The 16,598-nt window shown below is 75.6% G+C and carries 13 protein-coding genes; 5 read left to right on the top strand and 8 right to left on the bottom strand.

Features of this window, described 5'->3' with window-relative positions; all coding sequences use genetic code 11:
- Nucleotides 1–105: 105 nt before the first annotated feature.
- Both dxs and ACFSJS_RS20965 read left to right on the top strand, forming a co-directional pair.
- On the top strand, nucleotides 106–2,043 hold the full coding sequence (dxs, locus tag ACFSJS_RS20970; protein ID WP_380902686.1) for a 1-deoxy-D-xylulose-5-phosphate synthase: 1,938 nt from the start codon (nucleotides 106–108) through the stop codon (nucleotides 2,041–2,043).
- Between the two features lie 132 nt (nucleotides 2,044–2,175).
- The gene (locus ACFSJS_RS20965; protein WP_380902684.1) at nucleotides 2,176–3,729 is read left to right on the top strand and encodes an ArnT family glycosyltransferase; all 1,554 of its coding nucleotides are present in this window, start codon (nucleotides 2,176–2,178) and stop codon (nucleotides 3,727–3,729) included.
- A 24-nt stretch (nucleotides 3,730–3,753) separates the two neighbouring features.
- Here the strand turns inward: ACFSJS_RS20965 and ACFSJS_RS20960 are convergent, their stop codons facing one another.
- From ACFSJS_RS20960 to ACFSJS_RS20935, 6 genes are all read right to left on the bottom strand, one after another.
- Entirely contained in the window at nucleotides 3,754–4,116 is a 363-nt protein-coding gene (locus ACFSJS_RS20960) for an NYN domain-containing protein (protein ID WP_380902682.1), read from the bottom strand.
- A 201-nt stretch (nucleotides 4,117–4,317) separates the two neighbouring features.
- Nucleotides 4,318–6,444, bottom strand: coding sequence for a 3-hydroxyacyl-CoA dehydrogenase NAD-binding domain-containing protein (locus tag ACFSJS_RS20955; RefSeq protein WP_380902680.1), 2,127 nt, complete (start codon nucleotides 6,442–6,444; stop codon nucleotides 4,318–4,320).
- Nucleotides 6,441–7,655 carry a thiolase family protein gene (locus ACFSJS_RS20950; protein ID WP_380902678.1) on the bottom strand — a complete coding sequence of 405 codons (1,215 nt, stop codon included), beginning with the start codon at nucleotides 7,653–7,655 and terminating at the stop codon, nucleotides 6,441–6,443. Before ACFSJS_RS20950 ends, ACFSJS_RS20955 begins: the two co-directional genes overlap by 4 nt.
- Nucleotides 7,656–7,885: 230 nt before the next feature.
- Nucleotides 7,886–9,157: an HRDC domain-containing protein gene (locus tag ACFSJS_RS20945; protein ID WP_380902676.1), complete on the bottom strand. Its 1,272-nt coding sequence runs from the start codon at nucleotides 9,155–9,157 to the stop codon at nucleotides 7,886–7,888.
- A 241-nt stretch (nucleotides 9,158–9,398) separates the two neighbouring features.
- Nucleotides 9,399–10,067 carry a helix-turn-helix transcriptional regulator gene (locus tag ACFSJS_RS20940; protein WP_380902671.1) on the bottom strand — a complete coding sequence of 223 codons (669 nt, stop codon included), beginning with the start codon at nucleotides 10,065–10,067 and terminating at the stop codon, nucleotides 9,399–9,401.
- Nucleotides 10,068–10,251: 184 nt separating this feature from the next.
- Nucleotides 10,252–10,920, bottom strand: coding sequence for a DUF3000 domain-containing protein (locus ACFSJS_RS20935; RefSeq protein WP_380902669.1), 669 nt, complete (start codon nucleotides 10,918–10,920; stop codon nucleotides 10,252–10,254).
- 63 nt (nucleotides 10,921–10,983) lie between these two features.
- Here ACFSJS_RS20935 and hemE point away from each other — a divergent pair, with 63 nt between their 5' ends.
- The gene (gene hemE / locus ACFSJS_RS20930; RefSeq protein ID WP_380902667.1) at nucleotides 10,984–12,060 is read left to right on the top strand and encodes a uroporphyrinogen decarboxylase; all 1,077 of its coding nucleotides are present in this window, start codon (nucleotides 10,984–10,986) and stop codon (nucleotides 12,058–12,060) included.
- A gap of 76 nt (nucleotides 12,061–12,136) precedes the next feature.
- On the opposite strand, the gene ACFSJS_RS20925 is transcribed toward hemE, so the two are convergent.
- Entirely contained in the window at nucleotides 12,137–13,225 is a 1,089-nt protein-coding gene (locus ACFSJS_RS20925; protein ID WP_380902665.1) for a DUF4349 domain-containing protein, read from the bottom strand.
- 192 nt (nucleotides 13,226–13,417) lie between these two features.
- On the opposite strand from ACFSJS_RS20925, the gene hemG reads away from it, so the two are divergent.
- Together hemG and hemQ are read left to right on the top strand one after the other, a co-directional pair.
- Nucleotides 13,418–14,797 carry a protoporphyrinogen oxidase gene (hemG, locus tag ACFSJS_RS20920; protein ID WP_380902663.1) on the top strand — a complete coding sequence of 460 codons (1,380 nt, stop codon included), beginning with the start codon at nucleotides 13,418–13,420 and terminating at the stop codon, nucleotides 14,795–14,797.
- 34 nt (nucleotides 14,798–14,831) lie between these two features.
- Nucleotides 14,832–15,548 (top strand): hydrogen peroxide-dependent heme synthase, encoded by a 717-nt coding sequence (gene hemQ, locus ACFSJS_RS20915; protein ID WP_380902661.1) that lies wholly within the window; start codon nucleotides 14,832–14,834, stop codon nucleotides 15,546–15,548.
- Between the two features lie 181 nt (nucleotides 15,549–15,729).
- Here hemQ and ACFSJS_RS20910 read toward each other — a convergent pair whose 3' ends face one another.
- Nucleotides 15,730–16,512: an SDR family NAD(P)-dependent oxidoreductase gene (locus tag ACFSJS_RS20910; protein ID WP_380902659.1), complete on the bottom strand. Its 783-nt coding sequence runs from the start codon at nucleotides 16,510–16,512 to the stop codon at nucleotides 15,730–15,732.
- Nucleotides 16,513–16,598 lie beyond the last annotated feature (86 nt).

Raw genomic sequence — 16,598 nt, 5'->3', positions numbered from 1 at the left:
CCGGGCCGCCGGGAAGGCGGTGGTCCCCGCACGGCCGGGCGGACGGAACACTAGACTCGTCGGATCGGCACAAGCCCGTACGGCTCGACCAGCAAGGAGGCACGGGTGGCTCTGCTGACCCGCATCACGGGACCGCGCGATCTCGACCGGCTCACCCCCGAACAGCTCGACCGGCTCGCCGGGGAGATCCGGACCTTCCTCGTCGACGCGGTCTCGAAGACCGGCGGCCACCTGGGCCCCAACCTGGGCGTCGTCGAGCTGACCATCGCCCTGCACCGGGTCTTCGACTCGCCGAAGGACAAGGTCCTCTTCGACACCGGACACCAGAGCTACGTGCACAAGCTGCTCACCGGGCGGCAGGACTTCTCCCGGCTCCGCGCCAAGGGCGGTCTCTCCGGCTACCCCTCGCGGGCCGAGTCCGAGCACGACGTCATCGAGAACTCCCACGCCTCCACCGTGCTGGGCTGGGCCGACGGCCTGGCCAAGGCCAACCAGGTGCTGGGCCGGGACGACCACGTCGTGGCCGTCATCGGCGACGGCGCGCTGACCGGCGGCATGGCCTGGGAGGCGCTGAACAACATCGCCGCGGCCAAGGACCGGCCCCTGGTGATCGTCGTCAACGACAACGAGCGCTCCTACGCGCCCACCATCGGCGGCCTGGCCAACCACCTGGCCACCCTGCGCACCACCGACGGCTACGAGCGCTTCCTGGCCCGCAGCAAGGAGCTGCTCAACCGCACCCCCGTCGTCGGCCGGCCGCTCTACGAGACCCTGCACGGCGCCAAGAAGGGCATCAAGGACGTCATCGCCCCGCAGGGCATGTTCGAGGACCTGGGCCTGAAGTACGTCGGCCCCATCGACGGCCACGACATAGCGGCCCTGGAGTCCGCGCTGACCCGCGCCAAGCGCTTCGGCGGCCCGGTCATCGTCCACTGCCTGACCGAGAAGGGCCGCGGCTACCAGCCCGCCGTCCAGGACGAGGCCGACCGCTTCCACGCCGTCGGCGTCATCCACCCCGACACCGGCCTGCCGGTGGCGGCCGCCGGCCTGGACTGGACCTCGGTCTTCGGCGAGGAGATGGTCAGGCTCGGCCACGAGCGCCCCGACGTCGTCGCCATCACCGCCGCGATGCTCCAGCCGGTGGGCCTGCAGAAGTTCGCCGAGACCTTCCCCGACCGCGTCTACGACGTGGGCATCGCCGAGCAGCACGGCGCCGTCTCGGCGGCCGGCCTGGCCACCGGCGGGCTCCATCCGGTGTTCGCCGTCTACGCCACCTTCCTCAACCGCGCCTTCGACCAGGTGCTGATGGACGTCGCCCTGCACCGGTGCGGGGTGACCTTCGTCCTGGACCGGGCCGGGATCACCGGCACCGACGGCGCCTCCCACAACGGCATGTGGGACATGTCGATCCTCCAGGTCGTCCCCGGCCTGCGGATCGCCGCGCCGCGCGACGCCGACCAGCTGCGCGCCCAGCTCCGCGAGGCCGTCGAGGTCGACGACGCCCCGACCGTCGTCCGCTTCTCCAAGGGCGCGGTGGGTCCGGCGGTCGCGGCCGTGGGCACGGTCGGCGGCATGGACGTGCTGCGCGAGCCGGCCGCCGGGGAGGGCGGGCGGCCCGACGTGCTGCTGGTCTCCGTCGGCGCGCTGGCCCCGATGTGCCTGGAGGTCGCCGACCTCCTCGACCGGCAGGGCATCTCCACCACGGTGGTGGACCCGCGCTGGGTCAAGCCGGTCGACGAGGCGCTGCCGGCGCTGGCCGAGCGGCACCGCGTCGTGGTCACCGTGGAGGACAACAGCCGGGCCGGCGGCGTGGGTTCCGCGATCGCCCAGGCGCTGCGCGACGCGGGCGTGGACGTCCCGCTGCGCGACTTCGGCATCCCGCCGCGGTTCCTCGACCACGCCTCCCGCAAGGAGGTCCTGGCGGAGATCGGGCTGACCGCCCCGGACATCGCCCGCCAGGTCACCGGCCTGGTCGCCCGGCTGGACGGCCGCTACGGCTCCGAGGGCACCGCGGAGCGGACCGCCGGGGCCGCCCGCGACTGACGCGGTCCCCGGGCGCCGGGAGCCCCTCGGGCGGCCCCCGGTGCCCGGCGGTGCCGCGCGGACACCGTGACACGCCCGCCGCCGGCCCCGGTGCCCGCGGAGGCGCCCGAGGGGCCGGATAGGTTGTAGCCCATGCCGACCGCCTCCGATCCCCTCCGGTCCGCACGGGTCCCGGCCTCCCGCACGGCGCCGCCGGGGGCCGTGCGGGTGCCGGGGCCCCGCGGCCGGCTGCTGCCGTCGGTGCCCACCGCCCGGCCGCGCCCGTTCTGGCCGCTGCTGCTCCCGGTGCTCGTGCTGCTGGCGGCACTCACCCGGATCCCGTCCTTCCGGCGCCCGCTGTGGAACCCCGACGAGGGCTTCCTGGCCACCCAGGCCCGGATGCTCGCCGACGGCGGGGTGCTCTACGACACCGTCGTGGACCGCAAACCGCCCCTGCTGCCCTGGCTCTACCAGGGCGCGTTCGCCGTCTTCGGCGACGGATCGCTGTGGCCGCTGAAGGCGGCGGCCGTCCTGGCCGTGGCGGCCACCGCCGCCCTGCTGGCCTCCACCGCCCGCCGCCGCTGGGGCGAGCGGGCCGGATGGATCGCCGGGGTGCTGTTCGTGCCGGCCTCGATCGGCCTCAACCCCGAGGACGCCCAGGCGGCGAACTTCGAGGTCTTCATGCTGCCGTTCACCGCGGCGGCCGTCTGGTGCGCCGACCGGCGGCGCTGGCGGGCCGCCGGGCTCGCGGTGGCCGGGGCCTTCCTGGTGAAGCAGACCGGCGGGGCGGTGCTGCTGCCCGCGGTGTTCCTGCTGTGGCGCGCGGTGCCGCCGGGCGTACGGCGGCGGGTGGCGCTGGCCCGGCTCGGCGCCTGCTTCCTGCTGCCGGTGGCGGTGGTGGCGGTGGTCACCGACTGGCGCGGCTTCCTGTTCTGGACGGTCACCGGTTCCGGCTCGTACGCCTCGTTCACCGGGTCGGAGCTGCACGTGCTGGGCCGCGGACTGCTCAACACCGCGATCCTGGCCGCGGGCTGCGCGGGGCTGCTGGCGCCGCTGGCGGCGGTGGTGCACGCCCGGATGCCGGGCCGGGACCGCGTCCTGACGGCCGACCTGTGGGTGTGGCTGGCGGCATCGGCGGCGGCGGTGCTCTCCGGCTTCCACTTCTTCGGGCACTACTACCTCCAGCTGGTGCCGCCGCTGGCCCTGCTGGGGGCCGGCGCCCTCCACCTGCTGCCCGCCGGCTGGCTGCCCCGGTCGGCGCTGTGCTGCGTGCTGTCGTGCACGGTGTTCCTGGGCTGGAGCGCGGTGGCCGGCAGCGCGGGGCTGGACCACGCGCGGCGGGTGGCCGACGCCGCGCGCCGGTACGCGGGGCCGCAGGAGAAGGTGCTGTTCTGGGGCATGCACCCGGAGAGCTACTGGTTCGCCGACCGCGCCCCGGCCAGCCGCTACCTGACGGCCGGGCTGCTGACCAACTTCAGCGGCGGGCGGGACGGCCACCGGGTGGGCCAGCGGTACGGCGTGGCGGGGAGCTGGCCGGTCTTCCGCGCCGAGCTGGACGAGGACCCGCCGAAGGTGATCGTCGACGACTCGCGCGGCAAGCCGTACGCACCCTCCCGGATGCCGTCCCTGCGCTACGTGCTGGCGTCGCACTACGAGCGGGTGGAACGGGTGGACGGCGCGGTGGTCTACGTCCGCACGGAGGGCTGAGGCCGTCCCCGCCGGGCGGGCCGCTCAGCGCACCGACCGGGGCCCGGCCACCTCGGCGCCCAGCGCCGTCACCCGCTCGCGCAGCTCCCGGTCGGCGGTGACCACCACGCAGCGGCGGCCCGGCCCCTCGGCGGCCACCAGCTCCACGATCCGGTCGTCGCCGCTGCCGGGCGCCTCCACCACCCGCACCCCGGGCACGGAGGCCACCCCGCGGGCCGCGCCCTCCACGACGAGCACGACCTCATCGCCCTCCTCCCCGTCCGCCGCGCGGGCGGCGAGGCGGTCCCGCAGCCGCTCGGCGGCGGCGCGCCGGTCCCGCCACCAGCCGTCGGGCACCGAGCCGACGACGTTGGCGCCGTCCACGACCAGGAGATCACGTCCGTGCATGCGCCCAGGGTGCCACGGCGGACGGGTCCCGCTCCCGGATGCCTCGGCGGGCGCCGAAGCGTCCGGGAGCGGGACCCGCCGCGCCGGGGCGCCGTCCCCGCCGCCGGGCGGTGAGGCCGGCGCCGGGCGCGGGACGCGGCGGCGCCCGCCCGCACACGGGGTGCGGACGGGCGCCGCCGGGGGCCTGCCGTCAGGGGCGGGTCACCGCGGGACGCCGGCGACGCCCGGTTCGAGGAACCGCTTGCCGGTGACGCGCTCGGAGACGCCCTCGCGGTCCAGGTACGGCGTGATGCCGCCCAGGTGGAAGGGCCAGCCGGCGCCGGTGATCAGGCACAGGTCGACGTCCTGCGCCTCGGCGACGACGCCCTCGTCGAGCATCAGCCGGATCTCCTCGGCGATCGCGTTCAGGGCGCGCTCGCGGACCTGCTCCTCCGTCAGGACGGTGTCGCCGGTCCCGAAGAGGGCGGCGACCTCCGGGTCCAGCTCCGGCTTGCCGGAGTCGTACACGTAGAGGTTGCGCTTGCCGGCCTCCACGACGCGGCCCAGGTTCTCCGAGACGCCGAAGCGGTCGGGGAACGCGGCGTTCAGGGTGCCCGCCACGTGGTGGGCGACGGCCGGGCCGACCAGCTCCAGCAGGACGATCGGCGACATGGGCAGGCCCAGCGGGGCCAGTGCCCGGTCGGCGACCTCCACGGGGGTGCCCTCGTCGATGGAGCGCAGCACCTCGCCCAGGAAGCGGGTGAGGACGCGGTTGACGACGAACGCCGGGGCGTCCTTGACCAGGACGGCCGTCTTCTTCAGCGACTTGGCGACCGCGAAGGCCGTCGCCAGCGAGGCGTCGTCGGTCCGCTCGGCACGGACGATCTCCAGCAGCGGCAGGACGGCGACCGGGTTGAAGAAGTGGAAGCCCACGACCCGCTCGGGGTGCTTGAGCTTGCTCGCCATCTCGGTGACCGACAGCGAGGAGGTGTTGGTGGCGAGGATGGCGTGCTCGGGCACGACCGCCTCGACCTCGGCGAACACCTGCTGCTTGACGCCCATCTCCTCGAAGACGGCCTCGATGACGAAGTCGGCGTCCGCGAAGGCCTCGGACTTGTCCAGGGAGCCGGTGACCAGGGCCTTGAGGCGGTTGGCCTTGTCCTGGTCGACGCGGCCCTTGAGCAGGAGCTTGTCGATCTCGCCGTGGACGTAGCCCACGCCCTTGTCGACCCGCTCCTGGTCGACGTCGGTCAGCACGACCGGCACCTGGAGGCGGCGGGCGAACAGCAGCGCCAGCTGGGAGGCCATCAGACCGGCGCCGACGACGCCGACCTTGGTGACCGGGCGGGCCAGCGACTTGTCGGGGGCGCCGACGGGCCGCTTGGCGCGCTTGTTCACCAGGTTGAAGGCGTACAGGCCGCTGCGCAGCTCGTCGCTCATGATGAGGTCGGCCAGCGCCTCGTCCTCGGCCGCGAAGCCCTGGCGCAGGTCGCCGTTCCTGGCCGCCGCGATGATGTCCAGCGCCCGGTAGGCGGCCGGGGCCGCGCCGTGCACCTTGGAGTCGGCGATGCCGCGGCCGCGGGCGACGGCCTGGTCCCAGGCCTCGCCGCGGTCGACGTCCGGGCGGCCGACCTCGATCTCGCCGCGGAGCACCGAGGCGGTCCAGATCAGGGACTGCTCCAGGAAGTCGGCGCCGTCGAAGATCGCGTCGGCGATGCCCAGCTCGTAGACCTGCTCGCCCTTGAGCTGCCTGTTCTGGTTGAGGGAGTTCTCGATGATCACCGAGACCGCGCGGTCGGCGCCGATCAGGTTCGGCAGCAGGGTGCAGCCGCCCCAGCCGGGCACCAGGCCGAGGAAGACCTCGGGCAGGGAGAAGGCCGGGATGGCCCGCGAGACCGTGCGGTAGGCGCAGTGCAGGCCGATCTCGACACCGCCGCCCATCGCCGCGCCGTTGTAGTACGCGAAGGTCGGCACGGCCAGGGACGACAGCCGCTTGAAGATGTCGTGCCCGCCCCTGCCGATGGCCAGCGCGTCCTCGCGGCGCCTGACGACCTCCACGCCCTTGAGGTCGGCGCCGACGGCGAAGACGAACGGCTTGCCGGTGACGCCGACGCCGACGATCTCGCCCTTGGCGGCCTCGGCCTCGACCTGGTCGATCGCCTTGTCGAGGTTGACCAGCGACTGCGGGCCGAGGGTGGTGGGCTTGGTGTGGTCCAGGCCGTTGTCCAGGGTGATCAGCGCGAAGCGGCCGGCGCCCTGGGGCAGGTCGAGGTGGCGGACGTGCGCGGTGGTGACGACCTCGTCCGGGAAGAGCTCGGCGGCGCCCTTCAGAAGCTCAGCGGTACTCACTTGCCCTCCCAGTGGGGGTTCTCCCAGATCACGGTGCCGCCCATGCCAAAGCCGACGCACATGGTGGTCAGGCCGTAGCGGACGTGCGGCTGCTCCTCGAACTGCCGCGCGAGCTGCGTCATCAGGCGGACGCCCGAGGAGGCCAGCGGGTGGCCGAACGCGATGGCGCCGCCGTACTGGTTGACGCGCGGGTCGTCGTCGGCGATGCCGTAGTGGTCCAGGAAGGCCAGCACCTGGACGGCGAACGCCTCGTTGATCTCGAACAGGCCGATGTCGCCGATCGACAGCCCGGCCTTGGCCAGCGCCTTCTCGGTGGAGGGGACCGGGCCGATGCCCATGACCTCCGGCTCCACACCGGCGAAGGCGTAGGAGACCAGACGCATCCTGACCGGCAGCTCCAGCTCCCGCGCCACGTCCTCGGCGGCGATCAGGGAGGCGGTGGCGCCGTCGTTGAGGCCCGCGGCGTTGCCCGCGGTGACCCGGCCGTGGGCCCGGAAGGGGGTCTTCAGACCGGAGAGCTGCTCCAGGGTGGTGCCCGGGCGCATGGGCTCGTCGGCGGTGGCCAGGCCCCAGCCGGTCTCGCCGCCCTCGGGGTTGGTGCGGCGCACGGAGACGGGCACCAGGTCGGCCTGGATCTTGCCGTCGGCGTACGCCTTGGCGGCCTTCTCCTGGCTGCGCACCGCGTACTCGTCGGCCCGCCGCTTGGTGATGTGCGGGAAGCGGTCGTGGAGGTTCTCCGCCGTCATGCCCATGAACAGGGCGGACTGGTCGACCAGCTTCTCGGAGACGAAGCGCGGGTTGGGGTCCACCCCCTCGCCCATCGGGTGGCGGCCCATGTGCTCCACGCCGCCGGCGACCACGACGTCGTACGCGCCGAAGGCGATCGAACCGGAGGTGGTCGTCACGGCGGTCATGGCGCCGGCGCACATGCGGTCGATGGAGTAGCCGGGGACGGTGGTCGGCAGCCCGGCCAGGATGCCCGCGGTGCGGCCCAGGGTCAGGCCCTGGTCGCCGATCTGGGTCGTCGCGGCGATGGCGACCTCGTCGATGCGCTCCGGAGGCAGGCCCGGGTTGCGGCGCAGCAGCTCACGGATGCACTTGACGACCAGGTCGTCGGCGCGGGTCTCGTGGTAGATGCCCTTCGGGCCCGCCTTGCCGAACGGGGTCCGGACGCCGTCGACGAAGACGACGTCCCTAGCGGTACGAGGCACGTTGGCTCTCCTCCAGGGGTGCGGTGGTACGCCGTACGGCGCGCTTCCCGGAGCCTATGCTACTTGCCGGTAACTCCCAGGGGGACGGTTCCCTCTCCGAGGGAGTCGCACGTCACACTCCCGTCCGCCGGACGGGCCGGCTCCGCGGGAGCCGGCCCGCCCGGCGGCGCGGCGCCGGGCGGGCGCAACTCCCCGCGGCGCCGGGGCGGGAGGCCCGGGGGCGGCCGTCCCTAGCCCTCCGGCGGGGCGGCCGCCAGGGCGGCCGCCAGCAGCGGCGCCGTCTGCTCGATCTGCCACTCCCGCGCGCCGTGGGCGCGCAGGGCCTCGGCGACCGCGGACTCCGAGAGCTCCTCCGGCGGCTCCCAGCACAGGCGCCGCACCGTGTCGGGCGCCAGCAGGTTCTCCTGGGGGAGGTTCAGCTCCTCCGCGCGCCCCGTCACCGCGGCGCGCGCGGCGGTGAGCCGGGCCGCGGCGGCCGGGTCCTTGTCGGCCCAGGCCCTCGGCGGGGGCGGCCCGGCCGGGGTCAGGGCGGGCTGGGGCAGTTCGGACTCGGGCAGCGCAAGGGCCCGCTGGATCGCCGCCAGCCACTGCTCCAGCTGCCGGCGCCCCGTCCGCTGCCCGAAGCCGGGCAGCGCGGAGAGCGCCTGCACGCTGGTGGGCAGGGCCAGCGCGGCCTCCACGATGGCCGCGTCGCCGAGCACCTTCCCCGGCGAGACGTCGCGGCGCCGCGCCACCTGGTCACGGGCCGTCCACAGCTCCCGCACGGCCGCCATCTGACGCCGTCTGCGCACCTTGTGCATCCCCGAGGTGCGGCGCCAGGGGTCCTTGCGGGGCGGCGGGGGAGGGGCGGCGGCGATCGCGGCGAACTCCTGGCGCGCCCACTCCAGCTTCCCCTGACGCTCCAGCTCCTCCTCCAGGGCGTCGCGCAGGTCCACCAGCAACTCCACGTCCAGCGCCGCGTACCGCAGCCAGGGCTCGGGCAGCGGCCGGGTGGACCAGTCCACGGCGGAGTGGCCCTTCTCCAGGGTGTAGCCCAGCACGTTCTCGACCATCGCGCCGAGACCGACCCGGGCGAAGCCCGCGAGCCGCCCGGCCAGCTCGGTGTCGAACAGCCGCGTCGGGGACATCCCCGTCTCCCGCAGGCAGGGCAGGTCCTGGGTGGCGGCGTGCAGCACCCACTCGGCGTCCCCGATCGCCTCGCCGAGGGAGGACAGGTCCGGGCAGCCGACGGGGTCGACCAGGGCGGTCCCCGCGCCCTCACGGCGCAACTGGACGAGGTAGGCGCTCTGCCCGTAGCGGTAGCCGGACGCCCGCTCGGCGTCGACGGCGACGGGACCCCGGCCCGCGGCGAAGGCGGACACGACCTCGGCGAGGGCCTCGGGGGTGGCGGTGACGGGCGGAATGCCCTCGCGCGGCTCCAGCAGGGGGACCGGCGCCGGGCCCGCCTCCGCGAGGGGAGGCCGATCTGCGTTGCTTATGGAGGTCTCTCGGGCGTCGGTCACGCGACAAGGGTAGCTGTGCGCACGCAATGCGAGGCGTCCGGCGACGCAACGTCACGCCCGTGGTGCGCCGGCCCCGCGCGCCGCCGGCTCCGGCCCGGCCCCTGAGGGGGCCGGGCCGGAGCCGGCGGGGAGGGAAGGCGGTGAGGGGCGGAGTGGGGGTCGGGTGGATCCGGGCCGGAACCCGGCGGGGACGGGCCGGCGGGCCCGGGTGCGGGCGGCCGGCGGGTGGTGGAGCCGGGGCTCAGTGGATGATGCCGGTGCGCAGGGCGACGGCGACCATGCCGGCCCGGTCGCCGGTGCCCAGCTTGCGGGCGATCCGGGCGAGGTGGCTCTTGACGGTCAGGGCGGACAGGCCCATCGAGACGCCGATGGCCTTGTTGGACTGGCCCTCCGCCACCAGCCGCAGCACCTCGATCTCCCGGCCGGACAGCTCCCGGTAGCCGCTGGGCTGGCCGGGCGCGCCCGGCGGGCGGCGGTGCATGCGGGCGGCGGCGGTGGCGCCGATGGGGGCGGTGCCCGGGCGTCCGGGGTGGTGGCCGGGGGTGCCGCGGGTGCCGGTGACGACGTAGCCCTTGACACCGCCGGCCAGGGCGTTGCGCACGGCGCCGATGTCGTCGGCCGCCGACAGCGCCAGGCCGTTGGGCCAGCCCGCCGCCCGGGTCTCGGAGAGCAGGGTCAGGCCGGAGCCGTCGGGCAGGTGGACCTCGGCCACGCAGATGTCGCGCGGGTTGGCCACTCGGGGGCGGGCCTCCGCGACCGAGGACGCCTCGATCACGTCCCGGACACCGAGCGCCCACAGGTGGCGGGTGACGGTGGAACGGACCCGGGGGTCGGCGACGACGACCATCGCCGTCGGCTTGTTCGGGCGGTAGGCGACCAGGCTTGTGGGGTGCTCTAGAAGAACGGACACCGGGCCTCCTGGGGAGTGGAGAGCGGACGGAAGCCGACTCAAGGGGGGAAGTCGGGATGGGTGAACCCTGTGTGAGGGTCACAGAATCCTTCGGCAGGAGCCCCGCCCGGCTTTAGGGAATGATCACGAATGAGTGAGTGGAAATTTCCGGCAAACCGGACGCGCAATCCGTTCCGGGGAACCGTCAGAGTGGCTGCGGGCCGCGACGCTGCGGCAGTGGTACGACGGCGGCCCCCTCGCCGCTCTCCGGCGGCAGCCCCGCGCACTGGGCCAGCAGGTCGCACCACGCGCCCAGGTGACCGGCCAGGGCGGGGAACCCCGCCGCGCCGGGCGCCCCGGCCGTGTCCTCGGGCGCGTCCAGCGGCGTCCACGAGGCGCGGACCTCGATCTCCGCCGTCACGGGCCGGTCCGCCAGCGTCCCGAAGGACGCCGAACCCGCCCGCGTCACCGTCCCGCCGGCCTCGGTGTGCGCGGCGGCCCGCGCCCGCAGGGCGCCGGTCAGCCACGACCAGGTCACCTCGGGCAGCAGCGGGTCCGCCGCCATCTCCGGCTCCAGCTCGGCGCGGGCCAGCGTCACCACCCGGAACGCCCCCCGCCACGCCTCCTGGCCGTCGGGGTCGTGCAGCAGGACGAACCTGCCGTCGGCCAGCTCCTCGCCGTCCGCCTCCACCGACGCCTCCAGGGCGTGCGCGAACGGCGCCAGCCGCCGGGGCGCCGGAAGCGGGGCCAGCCGCACCTCCGGCCGCGGCCGGAACCCCGCCAGGGCCGCCACGGCCCGGCGGAAGGGAAGCGGGGTCTCCTCACCTCCGGGACCCTCCGTACCGTCCGTCAGGTGTGCTCGCGCCGCTGCCATGGGCCGCAGCGTAGGCGGAGCGGGTGCCGCCGGGGGGTAGGGACACGTGGGAGACTTCTGGTTGTGACCTCCGACGACACCACCTCCGCCCCGATCACCGCCCCCGCTCCCGCCGTCGCGGACTCCGCCTTCCTGCGGGCGTGCCGCCGCGAGCCGGTGCCGCACACCCCGGTGTGGTTCATGCGGCAGGCCGGGCGCTCCCTGCCGGAGTACCGCAGGGTGCGCGAGGGCATCGGGATGCTCGACTCCTGCATGCGCCCCGACCTCGTCACCGAGATCACCCTCCAGCCCGTCCGCCGCCACAAGGTGGACGCGGCGATCTACTTCAGCGACATCGTCGTCCCCCTCAAGGCCATCGGCCTGGAGCTGGACATCAAGCCGGGGGTCGGGCCCGTCGTCGACCGCCCCTTCCGCACGCGCGAGGACCTGGCGCGGCTGCGCCCGCTGGAGCCGGGCGACGTCGACTACGTCACCGAGGCCGTCGGCATGCTCACCGCCGAGCTGGGCGCCACCCCGCTCATCGGCTTCGCCGGGGCCCCCTTCACCCTCGCCAGCTACCTCGTGGAGGGCGGGCCGTCCCGCAACCACGAGCACACCAAGGCGATGATGTACGGCGCCCCGGAGCTCTGGGCCGACCTGCTGGACCGCCTCGCGGACATCACCGCCGCCTTCCTGAAGGTGCAGATCGAGGCCGGGGCCTCCGCCGTCCAGCTCTTCGACTCCTGGGCCGGGGCGCTCGCCCCCGGGGACTACCGCCGCTCGGTGCTGCCCGCCTCCGCCAAGGTCTTCGACGCCGTCGCCTCCTACGGCGTCCCCCGCATCCACTTCGGGGTCGGCACCGGCGAGCTGCTGGGAGCGATGTCCGAGGCGGGCGCGGACGTCGTCGGCGCGGACTGGCGGGTGCCGCTGGACGAGGCCTCCCGCCGGATCGGCCCGGACAAGGCCGTCCAGGGCAACCTCGACCCGGCCGTCCTCTTCGCGCCGCGCGAGGCCGTCGAGGCCCAGGCGCGGCGGGTCCTGGACGCGGCCCGGGAACTGCCCGGGCACGTGTTCAACCTCGGCCACGGGGTGCTGCCCGACACCGACCCCGACGCCCTCACCCGGCTCGTGGAGTACGTGCACGAGCAGACCGCGCGCTGACGGGCGCCGCCCGGCGCGCCGCGGCCCCCGACCCGGAGGAGGCCCGGGACGGGGGCCGCGGCGCGCGCCGGGTTCCTCACTCCTTTCCGCTGCCGCCGCTGCCGCCGTCCGGCCCGCCGTCCCCGGGCCCGGCCGGAGAACCGGCCGCCGGAGCCGCCGCGGGAGGCGCCGGAACCGGAACCGCCGCCCCACCCGCACCCGCGGCCCGCCGGGGCAGCCGGGAGCGCACCCGGCGCCACAGCACCGCCGCCAGGAGACCCGCCGCGGCGAAGGGCAGCACCGCGCCCAGGGCGACGGCGATCCAGCGCAGCACCGTCAGGAAGGCGTTCCAACCGTCCGCCAGGGCGTCGCCGAAGGAGGGGACCTCACCGCCCTCCACCGGTTCCGCGTCCGGCTCGTGCAGGGACAGGGTGACCGTCGCCGTCCCGGTGCGCTCCCGCAGCGACTTCAGCCGCGCCTGGAGGGCCTCCAGGTCGGCCTGCCGGTCGCTCAGCTCCGCCTCCAGGGAGACCACGTCGGAGAGCGCCGTCGCCTCGTCCATCAGCTTCCGGACCCGCTCCACGCTGGCCTTCCGCGTCGCGAGCCGGCTCTCGACGTCCACCACCTGGTCGGTGACGTCCTGCGCCGAGACCTTCCGCTCCACCAGCCTCCCCAGCCCGGAGAGCCGCTCGAGCAGGCCGTCGTACTCCTGCGGCGGGACCCGCAGCGTCACCCGGGAGCGGTCGCGGCCCTCGGAGTCGCGGTCGGTGGACTCGTCCGCGACGTAGCCGCCCGCGGCCTCCACCGCCGCGCGGGCCTCGACCAGCGCGCCGGGCACGTCCTTCGCCGCCACCGTCAGGGACGCGGTGCGGATGATGTGGGTGGCGGCGGGGTCGGGCAGGTCGCCGGCGGACGCCTCCTCCGCCCCGGCCCCCGCCCCCTCCCGGCCCGCCTCCCCGTCCGCTGCGGCGTCCTCCCGGACGCTCCCCGCCTCCCGCTCGACGGACCCGGGCGCGGCCGCGCCGTGCTCCGCCGCCTTGCTCCCGCTGCCGTCCCCCGCCCCGCAGCCTGCCACCGCGAGCGCCGCGACCAGCAGTGCGGCGACCGGGGCCGCCATGCGGGACCGTCCGGCGGAACCGGGCGCCGCCCCGCGCCCCCGCTCCTCGAAGAACCGTGCTCCGACCATCGGCCTCTTCCCCCCACCTCGTCGTCCGGTACCGGCCGTTGGACGGAGGCCGCGGAGCACCGGTTGCCGGAACCGGGTGGCGAAGAGGCCACGGTCGGGTCGCTGTCGGATCACACCGGGCGGGGCCGGGCGGCGGACCGGGCCCACCGGGTCGCCGCACCGCCGCCGCAGGGCGTCTGCGACAGTGGAGCCATGCACGTCATCGTCGCCGGAGGCGGCATCGCCGGCCTCGCCGCCGCCCACCACCTGCTCGAAGGCGGCGCCCGGGTGACCGTCCTGGAGGCCTCCTCCCGGCTCGGCGGCAAGCTGCGCGCGGGCCGGGTCGCGGGCGTCGCGGTCGACCTCGGCGCCGAGTCGATGCTCGCCCGCCGCCCCGAGGGACTGGAACTGGCCCGCGCCGCCGGGCTCGGCGACGCGCTCCAGCCGCCCGCCGCCGGCACCGCGGCGATCTGGACCCGCGGCGCGGTGCGCCCGATGCCCACCGGCCACGTCATGGGCGTGCCCGGCGATCCGGCCGTCCTGGAGGGGGTGGTCTCGCCCGAGGGCGTCGCCCGCGCCGCCCGGGAGACCGAACTGCCGCCCGCCGGGATCGGCGGCGACGTGGCCGTCGGCGAGTACGTCGCCGCCCGCCTGGGCCGCGAGGTCGTGGACCGGCTCGTGGAACCGCTGCTGGGCGGGGTCTACGCCGGGGACGTCTACCGGACCTCCCTGCGCGCCGCCGTCCCCGTCCTCCACGAGGCGGCCCGGAAGGAGGGCTCGCTGCTCGCCGCCGTGCGCGGCATCCAGGAGCGGTCCGCCGCGCGCGGCCAGGACGGACCGGTCTTCACGGGCATCGCCGGCGGCATGGGCCGGCTGCCGGCCGCCGTCGCCGGCGCCTGCCGCGCCGCGGGCGCGGAGATCCTCACCGGCGCCCCCGTGACGGAGCTGCGCCGCACTCCGCAGGGGTGGACGGTGGCCGCGGGGGACCGCGCGCTGCACGCCGACGCCGTCGTCCTCGCCGTCCCCGCACCCGCCGCCGCCCGGCTGCTGGCCGACCTGGAGCCGGGCGCGTCGGCGGAGCTGGCGGCCGTCGAGTACGCCTCCATGGCACTGGTCACCCTGGCCTTCCGCCGCGCCGACCTCGCGCGCGTGCCCGAGGGCCGGGGGTTCCTGGTGCCGTCCGTGGACGGGCGGGCGATCAAGGCGTCCACCTTCTCGAGCAACAAGTGGACCTGGTGCGCCGAGCAGGACCCGGACCTGTTCGTCCTGCGCACCTCCCTGGGCCGGTACGGCGAGGAGGAGGTCCTCGGACGGGACGACGCCGACCTGGTGGCGGCCTCCCTGGCCGACCTGCGCGCCGCGGTCGGCCTGGACGCGCGGCCGGTCGACACCGCCGTCACCCGCTGGCGGGACGGCCTGCCGCAGTACCCCGTCGGCCACCTGGAGCGCACCGCCCGGATCCGCCGCCGGCTCGGGACGCTGCCCGGCCTGGCCGTGTGCGGGGCGGCCTACGACGGGGTGGGCATCCCGGCCTGCGTCGCGAGCGCCCGCGCCGCCGCCGAGCAGGTGCTGCGGCCCGCGGGGACCCGGTAGCCGCACGCCGGGGCGTCCGCGTGAGAATGGCCGTATGACTGCTGAACCCCGCAAGACGCCCAACGCGGGCAAGAAGGCCAAGGACCTCAACGAGGTCATCCGCTACACCCTCTGGTCGGTCTTCCGGCTGCGCGAGGCCCTCCCCGAGGACCGCGCCGGGTACGCGGACGAGGTCCAGGAGCTGTTCGACCAGCTCGCCGCCAAGGACGTCACCGTGCGCGGCACCTACGACGTCTCCGGGCTGCGCGCCGACGCCGACCTGATGATCTGGTGGCACGCGGAGACCGCCGACGCGCTCCAGGAGGCGTACAACCTCTTCCGGCGCACGAGGCTGGGCCGCGCCCTGGAGCCGGTGTGGTCGAACATGGCGCTGCACCGCCCCGCCGAGTTCAACCGCTCGCACATCCCGGCCTTCCTCGCCGACGAGGAGCCGCGCGCCTACGTGTGCGTCTACCCCTTCGTGCGCTCCTACGACTGGTACCTGCTGCCCGACGAGGAGCGCCGCGGCATGCTCGCCGAGCACGGGAAGATGGCCCGCGGCTTCCCGGACGTGCGCGCCAACACCGTGGCCTCCTTCGCGCTGGGCGACTACGAGTGGCTGCTGGCCTTCGAGGCCGACGAGCTGCACCGCATCGTCGACCTGATGCGCCACCTGCGGGGCTCCGAGGCACGCCGCCACGTCCGCGAGGAGGTCCCGTTCTACACCGGCCGCCGCAAGCCGGTCGCGGAGCTGGTGGCCTCCCTGGCCTGACGGCACCCGGCCCGCGCCGCGCACCCGCCCCGCGCCGCGCCCGCCTCGCCCGTGCCGCCGCGGGGCGGGGAGGCGGGCGCGGGGACGCCCGGCCCGCGGGCGCCGGTCCGTGCGCCCCTCCGCCCGGGGCGGAGTCTCCCGGTGCTTTCCGGATGCCGCGCCCGGGGGAGCGGACCGCACGTCACAGGGCGTGCCCGCCGGCGACCTGGAGGACCTGCCCGGTGATCCAGCGGGCCTGGTGCGAGGCCAGGAAGACCACGGCGTCGGCGATGTCCTCCGGCTCGCCGACCCGGCCCATCGGCACGGCCCGCGTCACCCGGGCGACGAGGTCCTCCCCCATCCACCCGGTCTGCACCGGTCCCGGTGCGACGGCGTTCACCCGGATGCCCTGCCCGGCCAGGTCCAGCGCGGTGGCCCGGGTGAGGGCCTCGAGGGCGGCCTTCGAGGTCCCGTAGCCGATCTGCCCGGGGAACGCCCTGGCGGCGTCGGTCGAGACGTTGACGACGCACAGCGGCCGGCCGGCGTCGTGCAGGCGTGCCGCCTCGGCGGTGAGGAGCGCCGGAGCGATGGCGTTCACCCGGTAGTGCCGTTCCAGCGAGTCGGGGGTCAGGGTGTCGACGGTGTCCGGCGCCTCGCAGTGGGCCGCGTTGTTGACCAGGACGTCGATCGTCCCGAGGCGTTCCGCGACGGCGGCCACCAGCCGGCGCGCCGCGTCGGGCCGGGCCAGATCCGCGCTGACGGCGAAGGAGCCGTTGCCGAGTTCCCGCGCCAACGCCTCGGCCTCCGCGGGACCGGGTGTGGCGTGGGCCCACTCCGTGCCCTCCGGAGCGGGAGGGTCCTGCGCCAGGTAGTGGACCGCGACCCGTGCGCCCTGTGCCGCGAAGGCGCGGCCGATGGCCGCACCGATGTTCCCGGCGCCTCCGGTGACCAGGACGTTCCTGCCGTCGAGTCGGGTGTCGATCATGTTGTCTCCCTGGGATGTTCCACCGCCGGTCCGACAGCGGCGGGCGTGACCGATCGGGACCTGGGCCGCGCGCGAGGGCGGGCGGA

The sequence above is a fragment of the Streptomyces desertarenae genome, from assembly GCF_042681365.1.
In the GTDB taxonomy this organism is placed as follows: domain Bacteria; phylum Actinomycetota; class Actinomycetes; order Streptomycetales; family Streptomycetaceae; genus Streptomyces; species Streptomyces desertarenae.
This window is presented reverse-complemented; position numbering and strand designations above follow the sequence as displayed.